7 protein-coding genes and 1 pseudogene are annotated in these 12,377 nt (G+C 42.5%); 4 read left to right on the top strand and 4 right to left on the bottom strand.

The window, feature by feature from the left end:
* The first annotated feature begins 169 nt into the window (after positions 1–169).
* Entirely contained in the window at positions 170–1,255 is a 1,086-nt protein-coding gene (mnmA, locus tag ACZ5N7_RS01090) for a tRNA 2-thiouridine(34) synthase MnmA (protein ID WP_464656615.1), read from the top strand.
* A gap of 465 nt (positions 1,256–1,720) precedes the next feature.
* On the opposite strand, the gene ACZ5N7_RS01085 is transcribed toward mnmA, so the two are convergent.
* Together ACZ5N7_RS01085 and ACZ5N7_RS01080 are read right to left on the bottom strand one after the other, a co-directional pair.
* Positions 1,721–3,073, bottom strand: coding sequence for an Nramp family divalent metal transporter (locus tag ACZ5N7_RS01085; RefSeq protein ID WP_464656613.1), 1,353 nt, complete (start codon positions 3,071–3,073; stop codon positions 1,721–1,723).
* A 225-nt stretch (positions 3,074–3,298) separates the two neighbouring features.
* Positions 3,299–4,282 (bottom strand): annotated as a pseudogene (locus ACZ5N7_RS01080) (AAA family ATPase); the annotation flags it as partial.
* A 354-nt stretch (positions 4,283–4,636) separates the two neighbouring features.
* Between ACZ5N7_RS01080 and ACZ5N7_RS01075 the strand changes: the two are divergent.
* Both ACZ5N7_RS01075 and ACZ5N7_RS01070 read left to right on the top strand, forming a co-directional pair.
* Positions 4,637–5,608, top strand: coding sequence for a hypothetical protein (locus ACZ5N7_RS01075; protein ID WP_464656611.1), 972 nt, complete (start codon positions 4,637–4,639; stop codon positions 5,606–5,608).
* 533 nt (positions 5,609–6,141) lie between these two features.
* Entirely contained in the window at positions 6,142–8,175 is a 2,034-nt protein-coding gene (locus ACZ5N7_RS01070; RefSeq protein ID WP_464656609.1) for a serine/threonine protein kinase, read from the top strand.
* Here the strand turns inward: ACZ5N7_RS01070 and ACZ5N7_RS01065 are convergent.
* Positions 8,153–8,806 carry a hypothetical protein gene (locus ACZ5N7_RS01065; RefSeq protein WP_464656607.1) on the bottom strand — a complete coding sequence of 218 codons (654 nt, stop codon included), beginning with the start codon at positions 8,804–8,806 and terminating at the stop codon, positions 8,153–8,155. The genes ACZ5N7_RS01070 and ACZ5N7_RS01065 overlap by 23 nt on opposite strands.
* Positions 8,807–9,252: 446 nt before the next feature.
* On the opposite strand from ACZ5N7_RS01065, the gene ACZ5N7_RS01060 reads away from it, so the two are divergent.
* A complete protein-coding gene (locus ACZ5N7_RS01060) occupies positions 9,253–9,891 on the top strand; it encodes a hypothetical protein (RefSeq protein ID WP_464656605.1) in 639 nt (212 codons plus the stop codon).
* Positions 9,892–9,963: 72 nt separating this feature from the next.
* Here ACZ5N7_RS01060 and ACZ5N7_RS01055 read toward each other — a convergent pair whose 3' ends face one another.
* Entirely contained in the window at positions 9,964–12,330 is a 2,367-nt protein-coding gene (locus ACZ5N7_RS01055) for a tetratricopeptide repeat protein (RefSeq protein ID WP_464656603.1), read from the bottom strand.
* Positions 12,331–12,377: the final 47 nt, after the last annotated feature.

The following is a 12,377-nucleotide window of genomic DNA, read 5'->3' as shown; positions in this document are numbered from 1 at the left end:
GGTACACAGCATCTTTTCAGGCACCCGTTGATCTGATAATCGTTTCTATGTTAACATATATCAACCGCTCATGGGAATATATCAATCTTGTTTGCCCACAAATTTATCTGCCGCTGGACGGCGTTATAATAGTTGAATTGCAAGGGAAAGGAGCGTGGACAACAAAGCCATGGATAAAAAACCACGTATCGTATTGGGCATGTCAGGCGGTGTCGATTCTTCCGTCGCGGCCCTCCTTTTAAAGGAACAGGGTTATGAAGTCATCGGAGTGTTTATGAAAAATTGGGACGACACCGACGAATTCGGCTACTGCACCGCGGAAGAAGACGCCGAAGATGTCAGACGGGTATGCGCGCAGATCGGCATCCCTTGTTATACGGTCAATTTTGAAAAGCAGTACTACGATAAAGTGTTCACCTATTTCCTGGATGAATACCGCAAAGGCCGTACTCCCAATCCGGACGTCATGTGCAACCGGGAGATCAAATTCGGCGAGTTTATGGACAAGGCGGTGGAGCTCGGGGCGGAGTATGTCGCGACAGGCCACTATGCGAGAGTACGCAATGTAAACGGCCGCGTGGAGCTGCTTCGGGGTGTGGATTCCAACAAGGACCAGACCTATTTCCTTCATGCGCTGAATCAGGGCCAGCTGTCGAAAGCGATGTTTCCGGTCGGCGAGCTGCCCAAGCCGAAGGTGCGGGAGATCGCCGCGGCCGCCGGTTTGGCCACCGCCAAGAAAAAGGACAGCACCGGCGTCTGTTTTATCGGCGAAAGAAACTTCAAGGAGTTTCTGAGCCAGTATTTGCCGGCGCAGCCCGGCGAGATCCGGACTTTGGACGGGGAATTGAAAGGGCGGCACGACGGCCTCATGTATTACACCTTGGGCCAGCGCCAAGGTCTCGGCATCGGCGGCTCCGGAACGGGCGAGCCCTGGTTCGTGGCGGGTAAGGATCTGGAGAACAATATCCTTCTCGTGGTCCAGGGGGACACGGACCCGAGATTGTTCTCCCACGGGCTGAAAGCGGTGAACGTCAACTGGATTTCCGGCGAAATGCCGGAAGGGACGTTCGCCTGCGCAGCCAAGTTCCGATACCGCCAGCCGGACCAGGGCGTGACCGTCACCTTTGGAGCGGGCGGCACGGCGGAAGTCGTGTTCGACCAGCCGCAGAAGGCGGTGACGCCTGGGCAGTCCGTGGTCTTCTACGACGGCGAAGTGTGCCTCGGCGGCGGAGTGATCGACGAAGTGATCAAGTAATATGACAGCAAAAGAACTTTGGCGGCCCATTGGGCCGTCAAGTTCTTTTTTTGCTGTGTAGGGCATTTCGGCGGCTTTCTTACATTCCAATCCTATGCAATACTCCCGGTAGCTTAGCACATCTTGAGCAGTTAGCAGTATGGATTTAGTTACATCAATCCGTTGGAAGATGATGTTTCGCATCGCAAGTCGCCCGTCTCCTAAATCACCTTTGCGCCTTCGGCATTATATCGGGTAGGATCGATCGGAGTTACAGCGATACTCCCTTGGTTTAACGGTATAACCATCCGCCGTTCAGCAAAGTAAGCCAGCATACCGCAAGCCAGCATACCCTATACGTTCGTATCAGTTCTTTCTCCAATTGTATGCCGTAAAATTGCACGGAAGCTACTGGCCAGTCGAATCGCCAGACATATGATTTCTTTCTCGGCAAGCAGTGACCGCGAGACTGGCATCCGGCACCGTCTAACCGAAAAAGGTGCGGAACAGCAGATACACATTCAACACAACGATAACGACGGCCACCGTCCAAGACAGCATTTTCAGCCAAAGCGGGTTGACGAACTCCCCCATCTTCTTTTTGTCCCCGGTGAACAGCACGAGCGGTATGACTGCAAAGGATAGCTGCAGCGATAAGATCACCTGGCTCAAAATAAGCAGCTGCGCCGTTCCGCCTTCCCCGGCGATAGCCGTTACGATAACCGCCGGCACGATGGCGATCAGACGGGTAATCAGCCTGCGCAGCCAGGGGGAAAGCCGAATGTTCAGGAAGCCTTCCATAACGATCTGCCCTGCCAATGTGCCCGTCAAGGTCGAGTTCTGGCCGGATGCCAATAATGCGACTCCAAACAGGACACTTCCTATCGTCGTCCCCAATAAAGGAGTCAGCAGGCGGAAAGCATCGCTGATTTCCGCGACCTCCGTCATTCCGGCTTTGTGGAACGTTGCTGAGGAAATGATCAGGATGGCCGCATTGATGAATAAAGCAAAGAACAGCGCGATGGTGGAATCCCAAGTGGCGTAGCGGATCGCCTGCCGTTTGCCCAAGTCGGTCTGCTCGAACCCCCGGGTCTGCACAATGGATGAATGCAGGTAAAGATTATGAGGCATAACCGTGGCGCCCAAAATTCCGATCGAGATATAAAGCATTGCCGGATTGCTTATGATTTGGGTTCTCGGCACGAAACCTGAGATAATGGCCCCCATGTCCGGCTTGGCGAGGAAGATATCCACCGCAAAACAGCCTGCAATAGTGACGATCAGCACAATGACCAGTGATTCTATAAATCGAAAGCCTTTATTCTGCAGCAGCAGCACCACCAGAACATCAAGAGCCGTAATAATCACGCCATAAAGCAGCGGAATTCCGAATAACAACTGGAGAGCGATAGCCGAACCGATGACCTCCGCCAGATCACAAGCGGCTATGGCCAGTTCGCACAAAATCCACAGCATCAGTGTCACAGGCTTGCTGTAATGGTCACGGCACGCCTGAGCCAAGTCTCTTCCCGTTACGATGCCCAGCTTGCCGGATAAAGCCTGCAAAAGAATCGCCATAAGATTCGACAGAAGAATAACCGACAACAAGGTGTAGCCGAACATCGATCCTCCGGCTATGTCTGTTGCCCAGTTCCCAGGATCCATATAGCCGACCGCCACCATATACCCGGGACCGGCGAACGCCAGAAACTTCTTTATCCATGAACCCTTTTTCGGAATTTTCAAACTCCTGTATACTTCCGGAAGCGTAGCTTCAGTCCGTCTTTGGCTCCAGCCCTCTTCCTGCAAAGAAAGGGCGGAAACAGCATTCTCGTTCATTGTGTTCACCTCTTTATATATTATGGGTCAGGCTAACTGTTTTGCCCCCAGGCAACATTTAGCCGAAAAAAAGTGCTTTGATATATTAATATGCGGCCCATATGCTAAACGATACTCTCACTATATATTGTATTGCGCAAAATATTTTTGTCAAGGGCAACTTTACAGGAAGATTATGGATAAAAAGAAAAACCGCCCAAAGGACGGCTGCTGTAACGTGGCAAGTCAGAATTGTTCATAGCTTCGGTTTATGCGCTGCTGCTGATTGTGACGGATGTTCTTCTCGGTTCCCTGCTCTGTCGCTTCGTAAAAATGCTCATTCCGGATTGAATCAGGCAAATACTGCTGCACAATATAATGGCCCGGATAGTTATGCGGGTACAAATAGCCGGTGTGCCCAAGCTTCTCGGCGCCGGAGTAATGGGCATCACGAAGATGGAGCGGCACTTCGGCGGATTTTATGCGTTCCAGCGTATCCCCTATACGGCCAAGGGCCATGGCGACCGCGTTGGACTTAGGGCTTTCTACCGCAAAAAGAATGGCTTGGCCGATCACGAACTTCGACTCCGGCCAGCCGATCTTATGGTAAGCGTCCATCGCCGTTACGGCCTGCACCATCGCCTGCGGGTTAGCTAGCCCGATGTCCTCGCTGCAGGCGACAATAAGCCGCCGCAGGAAGGTCATAGGGTCCATTCCCAGCCTCTCGACGGCATATATAAACCAGAACAGTGCGGCGTCGCTGGAACCGCGAACGCTTTTGTGGAAAGCGGACAGCACGTCATACTGAGTCGACTCGTCCGCTTTCACGGTAGGCTTGCGGATCGATTCCTCCGCCACTTCGACTGTGACGTGAACCGTCCCGTCTGCCTCCGGCGGCGTCGTCAAGCAAGCCAGCTCGAGCGCGTTCAGCGCTCGCCGGATATCTCCCCCCGCCATTGCGGCGATATGCTCAAGCGCCTCTTCCTCCACGCGCAGCTGGAGGAAGCCGAGGCCTTTGTCCTTCTCCGCCAGCGCCCGCCTCATGGCGAGCAGGCTGTGCTCCCTCGTCAAAGGCTGCAGCTGGAACAGCGTCGAACGGCTGAGCAGTGCGCCGTTCACATGATGGTACGGGTTCTCCGTAGTCGCCCCGATAAATACAATAATCCCCTGCTCCACAGCGGGGAGCAGGGCGTCCTGCCTGGCCGTATTGAAGCGGTGCACTTCGTCTATTTTGTTTACTACTTTACGTCCACCATTATGTACACGATACACATTAAAAATCACCGATTAACAAATATATTAATCGCCTAAAACCCCGCTCATTGCCAATAACTTAACCATATACCAAACAGAAGCAGATATCAATAACCCAAAATTATCCAACTTGAAGAAACTAATCAACGTAACATCCACCCCGCACATCCCTTCTAAATCAAACCCCTATACATCGTTTATGCAAAAATCTGTATATCCCCGAACCAATCTTTATTGTATGTACTAAACGGTAGTTATGGAAAAATCACTTGACTCACATCTGGTTAAAATGGAAAATATGGGTATTCTACCTTATAAGAGGCGAGACAATTGAGCGTACAAAACAGTAATGATATCGAATATGGACTTCTTGAAAACGGACTGGATTTTATACTCTCCTCAACTGAATACCTAATGAGTGGGAAATCCAAATCTGATATTAAATATGGATTACTCCATTTGTCGTCTGGAATTGAGCTAGTCTTTAAATATCGATTATTTATAGTCAACCGGGAATATGTCTTCCAAAATCTAAAAGAAGCTAACCACCAAAAGTTTTTGGATGGTGATTTCAAAAGTGTCGATTTTAAAACTTGTGTAGAGCGACTTAAAAAGCATTGCAATGTCACGTTTAAACAAAAGGATGAGGATGTCTTTAAGACACTACGAGAAAGACGAAATAAACTCGAACACTTCTCCATAACAGACTCTAGGGATGGTTTAAAAGCTTACCTACATCAGATTTTAAGTTTAGTCATTGATTTTATCGAAAGAGAAATCCCTAGCGAAAACATAACTACTGACGACGAAGAACTCTTAGATAACATTAGAGCAAATCTAGGAGAACTACAAGAATTCGTTACTTATCGTTGGAACGAAATCAGTTCAGATGTTCAGAGTTTTGCTACGTTTTCTACTCCAATATTGTGTCCAAGCTGTTTCCAGAAAGCCCTAGTTTCGGATGATGGTTCAAAATGTTTATTTTGTAATTACTCTGCCGAAGCTGATGAAATGGCGCAACGTTATATCTCTGATGTATTGAATATAAATGAGTACGAAACAGTAAAAGATGGCGGAGAATACCCACAGTATGATTGTCCAGAATGCGGTAGAGATTCATTTATTAGAGACTTCGAAAGAGATATTTGGAAATGCTTTAAATGTGCTTTTGAAGGTAATTCGGAAACCGTAGGTTTTTGTATAACTTGCGGGACACCTTATCAACTCAGTAGAGAAGATGAAATCGGAATGTGCGATAATTGCATTGAACACAGATTGGGTGACGATTACGATGATGATTGATTTTAATGGGTGTTCTTTTGAACATCCTTTTTATTTTCATTCTTAGGTGCATCAACTTGGAAATTCTTTATTCGAGGAGTTTTTAGGGGGAAGTACGAAGGAATTTTTGTTCTGTTATTATGTATTTTTTGTTTTTATCCGAAGCAAGCACCTCTTTCGAGGTTCTTGCCCTAATACTGTTTTAGCCTCCATTCGTACTACATCGTTGGAAAGATTACGAACATTATAGTCATCTTAAATGACCCAAGCTGTATTTTGAACACAGCCATTTGCAGTCCCTCCTTTCATAGGAGTCACCACAGTGAGTGCTATTTGATATTTATGCGATAATGGAAGAGGTGATGACTAAATATTTCCCCTTCATTTCGACGTAAATCTTTGCATTCCTATGTAAATGGATGCATTCTTAAATGCATTTCCTAGGAAATAAATAAAATACTGTTGATAGAAGGCACGTTCTTCTTCAAAATTTTGTTATTATATGTTTCAATAGGACTAGAGAACGATTTTCCTAAATACTGGAGGGAAATGTATTGCAAGAAATCAATGGGTACAAAATCATACGGACACTTGGAGCTGGAAATTTTGGTACAACTTATGAAGTCGAGAAAGATGGCACGAAATATGCATTAAAGCTGATTCGTGAAAACATTTTAGATAAAGAAGCGGTTCAAACAAGAAGAATTGAACGTGAAATTCGCATTCTTAAAGCAATCGAAAACGAAAATGTCGTCAAATATATTGATGATGGCTTTGTAAGTGACGGAATTCAAAAGTATCGTTACATAGTAATGGAGTATGTGGAAGGCGAAACACTAGAAGCTCGTATTGAAACAAAACCTCTATCTATACAAGATGCCTGCCTTCTTGCAAAAAATGTATTTGTAGGCATTCAAGCCATCCATTCAGCAAGTATTATTCACCGAGACCTAAAACCATCTAATATCATTGTGACCAATCAGAATATGGATATAAAAATTTTGGATTTTGGTATCTCAAAGCTGATTGACGCAAGCACCCTGACTACAACTGGACAAGGTATGGGTACTTTTGCGTATATGGCACCTGAACAATTACGTTCTGCAAAAGATATCGATAATCGAGCGGATTACTATTCTGCCGCTGCAATTCTTTACGAGCTTATCGCTACTGAGCGTCCATTAAAAATGAGCAACCAGTTAGAGGCTATACATAAAATTTTAAATGAAACTCCGGAACCCTTGGCTACTAAAGTCCCCTCTGTTCCGATAGAAATTTCCGAACTTGTTGAAACCCTATTGAAAAAACATCCTTTTGAACGGTCTATTCCATTCGATACCATTATCGTGCTTTTGGACAAGCACAAACGACCTGGTATGCGAACAACCTCCAAAGTTACATCGGTATATTTTAATACCGATGTTGAATTTTTGCCTATGGCTATTCAGAATGATTCAAAAGCAGTTGTTGAATTTCATAATAGCCACAAAATTAAGGGTGCTGTTTTCAATGCTCCCCAATTGCTACATTCCGATAAGAACTATCTTGAACTTTCTCAAAAAGGGGTTCGCCTTATCATTGACCCTTACACTCAGACATTAGGGTATTCGGCATTCACCACGAAATCAACTTATAAGAAAATCCCCTATTTGGTTAGTGCATTGAAGAAGGAAACGCCCAAGGATTTTGCCAACATCACTGCTCTGCAACAGAGAGTAAAAAAGGTGATTGATTTTCAACAACAATATAATGCCGGTATCTTGTTAGCACCGTATCACTTTTTAGAATCACATAAAGATGATTGGCTAAATGTCGACTACAATGCCTACAAGGAAAGTAAATCGTATCTTCAAAGTGCCGGTATGAATAAACCCTTATATTATGGTATCTCATTTGAAGTTGGGCAATTTGAAGATATTGATTATGTAAGGGACCTTGTTAATTTAGTCACTTCTGCAAATCCTGATGGCTATTACCTTCAAATTTCGGGGAATTTTGATTCAACCAACAGCAACCATTATCTATCCTACGCTTATTTAGTCAAAATACTGGCGGAGTCAAAGAAGGAAATCATCCTTTCCCGAATCAACGATTTCGGCTTGGGCTTACTCGCATTAGGAGCAAATACCGTTGCCACAGGATTAGGGCAGAGTGATAATTTTAAAAAAGAGTATTTGGAAAGAGAACAAAGTGGGGCAGCAAACCGAAGGTACTACATTGAAAAACTAATGGGCTTGTATAATCAAAATATGTTGGAAGATATTCTTTCAACTAACGCAGGAAAAGCCGTTGTATGTCAATGTGATTACTGTAATGGCTCAATAAATACAAATCAACTTTGTGAATTTAACAATGTCATAAAGCATCATATTTTGACTAAGAACAATCAAATGTCGGAACTCTCTTTACTTCAACCAGCAGGAAGAATGAATAAATTCACTGAATGTGTTACTGCGGCTGTGCAATTAACCAAAGATATCAATAAAGAAAAGCGTATTAAGAACTTTGGACACTCCCACTTAGAGGTATGGAGAGATGTTATTCTGGAAGTATCCAAGTCCAAATTCAACGATGCTTCTCACATGTAGGCGTTAATTTTGAAATTATTTCTTCTGCCACTTTATATCTCATTAAATGGTCTAGGGGTTTGTCTGGAGTAGGTTTTATAACCTCTTTCACCCTAGACCCTACACTCATTAGCCCTACGTTATATCGTCTAAATTCACTTTGATCTGCACGGTGTATGTACTGCTCGTCCAATGCTAGGTACGTCTTATCAGCAAAACGTTTATAGCGTATGGCTTGCGCTAACCCCTTTGTCCAATCCTCTAATTTGGCTTCTATCGCTGTTACGTCAGGGGAGAACAGGGTGAACTGAGGATTCCTTGAATAGGTCTGACCATTCCTCAATACTGCACCGACTTCTTCTAGCCGCTTGATTATACTGTATTTAAGTCGTGATTTAGAAATGAATAGCTCTGATTGAAGCTCATCTACTTGGACTCTTTTTCGTTTCCGAATAGAATCAAATACTTTGACCTCATCCAGATGCTTTAAATAAACTCCTTGTCTTTTTCCGATAAACCGATCCATTTCAGCTTGATTTCTAATGATGAGCAAATCCGAAATCCCGTATCCGACACCGACTTCTTGAACTATGAATTTATTCTGGTGATATTGGATAAGTCTTTGGACTAACTCCTCCTCTGTTCGAAACACATTAATCCACCTTTTCCATTTCTCATTAGAAGATTTGTCTACGCACATTATATCCTTTAAAGTGGCGGTCTTCCACCACGATCTGCCGTCATATTTTAGGTGAAAAACTGTAGATATAAGCCCAATACTGATATAATCAATTCCAACATAACCCATCAAATGGAGTGACGAAACGGTTTATGAAAATTCCAAAGGTCGAAGTACCAGAAAAAAACAATTTACCTTCTCCAGAAAGTTTTTATTTGTTGACTTCATTATATCAATCATTTGCTGTTAATCATTTTGAAGTCCAAGAATTGAAAGAAATTTTATATTTTAGTGGCACAATTGATTGTTATTGTACTCAGTGAGAAAGAGAAAGCACATTCGCAAGTCTTTTTAACCCCGCAAAGACGGAAAAAAAGGAGAGCATTAGAACTCCCGTCCTTGAAAATATTGGGGGAGAAATGATTGGTCAAATAGAAAATCAGGCTCGGAGGCAGACCTTTGCTGCATTAGTAAATCAGCATACTTTCATTCAGCAATTTGCATGTACAAGGGATCATACTCATATCATGACATTTGTTGTTGCATTGTTAACAGATAAATTTATGAAGGTTGGGCAATATCCATCTTCAGCTGATTTGACTCATTCCGAAATCGCCAAATACCGTACAACACTCGGCAGTTCAAAGTATAGGGAACTACACCGAGCTATTGGGCTTGCTTCGCACGGTGTTGGTATCGGCTCATATGTTTATTTAAGGCGAATTTTTGAAGGCTTAGTCGAGGAGGCTCACAGCAAGGCTCTGAATGGACAAGATTGGGACGAAGAATCGTTTCGTAAAATGAGAATGAATGAGAAAATAACAGCCCTGAACGGATTTTTACCTTCATTTTTGACGGAAAATACAACTATGTATTCGATTTTAAGTAAAGGGATACATGAACTAAGTGAGGAGGAGTGCCTTCAATACTTTAAACTGATGAAAATAGGAATTGAGTTGATCTTGGACGAGCAACTCGAAGAAAAAAATAAGTTACTCAAACAAGAGACTGCTAGAAATGCCATGTTAAAAGCAGCAGAAACGATTCAAAAGATGTAAAGACATCCTTCACTTGAAGGGCTTGAGTAACCACCCTAGTGCACACATAAAAAAGCTAAGAGGACTTGTCTCTTAGCTTTTTTGCTGAACATTAAATGCCTTTTCAACTTCGTGTATCTTCGCTTGCACCATGTCATTTGCAATTTGCTGAAAGTTAAAAGCAGTTCTACCTATTACCCTTGTTACTCTCAATGAAAGTTCAACCCCAAATTGGACAAAATGCTCATCCAAAAGTGCTTTTAATGCTTCACGGTCATTCTTTATATCCACTACTGGAGTAAGCAACCTTTGTTCTGCATTTTTCCAAGCTAATTGTACAACAGATTGATAAATTTGCTGAACCTTCTGATCTATTTCTTCCTTAGATAGCGTTGTATTGCCTTCATATTTTTCGACTATTTTAGAAACATAGACAAAAGAAAGTAGTTGAGTAGCGTTTTCAATTGCTAATTTGGCTGGTGTAGTTCTACCTAAACCTGTATAGGACTTACATAGTCCTATTTCCACATCAAAGTAATTTTGTTCAGATAATCTTTTCGCTCTTTGATAGTTCTTTCGAGCTTCGTTGAAATCCTCCATTAGTAAATAAGTTTCACCTATAAAACATAACAGCTCACGTTCTTCTAGGTATGTGTTACATTCGATTAATTTGAATTGAGTCTGCAGCGCCTGCTCATATTGTTTAAATCCAATATGCTGTCGGGATTTAACAAAATAATATAGCGTTAAATGCCTTCGGCTATCTATGCGGTCCACATCAATATTGTTAATCACCATTTCTGCCTTTTCATATTCACCGTTGGACTGAAGTTCAATCATCCAAGAGGTATAAACATTAATCATATCCGGTTCGTTTCTTAATGATGGTTCAAGAGCCTCAAGAAACTGTTCTGCATCCTGAAACCGTTTTTCATTCACAAGTGCAAACAGCACTTTACTTGCTATATCCGCATTTATGTATTGGTGGTAAGTTCGGACATGCTGAACAAACAATTCTAAATACCTGGCTGAGTTTTGAATTTGTAACTGAAATAAAATTTCCGCTTTCAGTTCATATAAGTTTTTTGAAGTTGGGTTGTACCTTAGCCCCTTTTCAATTGATTCGAAGGCATTTTGCCAGTCATTCAATTCAATGTAACATTTTGCTACCCAGTAAAATATTGCGGGAAATCTCAATAACTGATCATGCTGACGTAAAGCACGTTTGTAATAACTTAAAGCTTCAACTGGTTCATTAAAATAAGCATATTGAACATAACCCATTGCACAGAGCGCTTCTAATAAATCTGGGTTTATTTCTAAGGAACGTTGATAAAATGCGATTTCTTTATCGTGTGCGTGAACCCATCCGTACACCGTTCCAAGGTTCTTTAACAATTCTGGATTTGTGTCGTCTATCTCTAATGCTAACTCAAAGTATTGAATGCATAATTCAAGCTCGTCCCTTTTTTCAATAACACTCATGTAAGATGTGCCAAGGTTATAGTAAATGGACCATAGTAAATGATTATCACATTCGTCAGCTTGAACTAATTGAAGTTGTTGTTCAAAACACTGTGTACCTAATTTGGTTAATTGGGTGTTACTCTCCTTCAAACCTTTCTCCGACAGTACACTCCCCTTTAGTGCAAGGTAAGAAAGTTTCAATTGTGTATTCCTATCAAGATCTAAGTCTTCAATGCATATTAGCTTTTCATAAGCTACATCATAATTGTATTGATTGTAATAAACTCCACTTTGTAAAAAAAATAATGCAATCCTTTCTTCATTATTTAACTCAGTATTGTTTAATGCTTGTTCCAATAATCCAATTAAGGAGTTATATTCTTTACGGTTATAAAGAAGAATACAATCTGTATAAAGCGACTGAAACCCTTTTTCTCCCGTTTCATCGGCACTCACGAAATCTTTGTTGTTAAGTTGTGTTTGTATTTCATTAATTTGCTCTTTCAAACTAGGCAGAGTGGCTACAGCAGCAAGAATCTGTTTCAGGGTAATACCTTGACGAAGCTGAATTTGATTCATTGCTTTGGCATCATTAACTTGTTTTTCTAGATAGTATTCCTTTGCAAAACTGATTATCTGAGTTACAATATGAACCTTTTCGGCTTCACTCAGTTGATGCCCCGAAACAACCAGGAATTGTTCTAATTCCAAAGATAGCTCTTCAGCGTTACAATGTTCGAAGCCAAATGTTTTATTTCTATCGAACATATTAAGAAAGAAGTCATGAAGCTTTTTCTCTTCCCAATAAACCCCTTCTGCGAAACTCAAGGTTTTATCTGCGACCTTGGAAAAGAGGTATTCTTTAAAATGCTCCTTGCCTATGTTCAGCGATTTAATGATGAGGTTAATGATTGACTTTTTTGGATTTCGTAAAAGATTCCACGCAGTATGTCCTGCTTTCACAATGGCTCCTAAAGATGAACCAATGCTCATAAATCCACCCGCCTTTCGCTAATCATAATCCTTCCCTCTAAGGCGAT

The sequence above is a fragment of the Paenibacillus sp. JCM 18996 genome (genome assembly GCF_055392555.1).
Note: the sequence above shows the minus strand (reverse complement) of the source record. Positions and strands in the feature narration are given on the sequence as shown.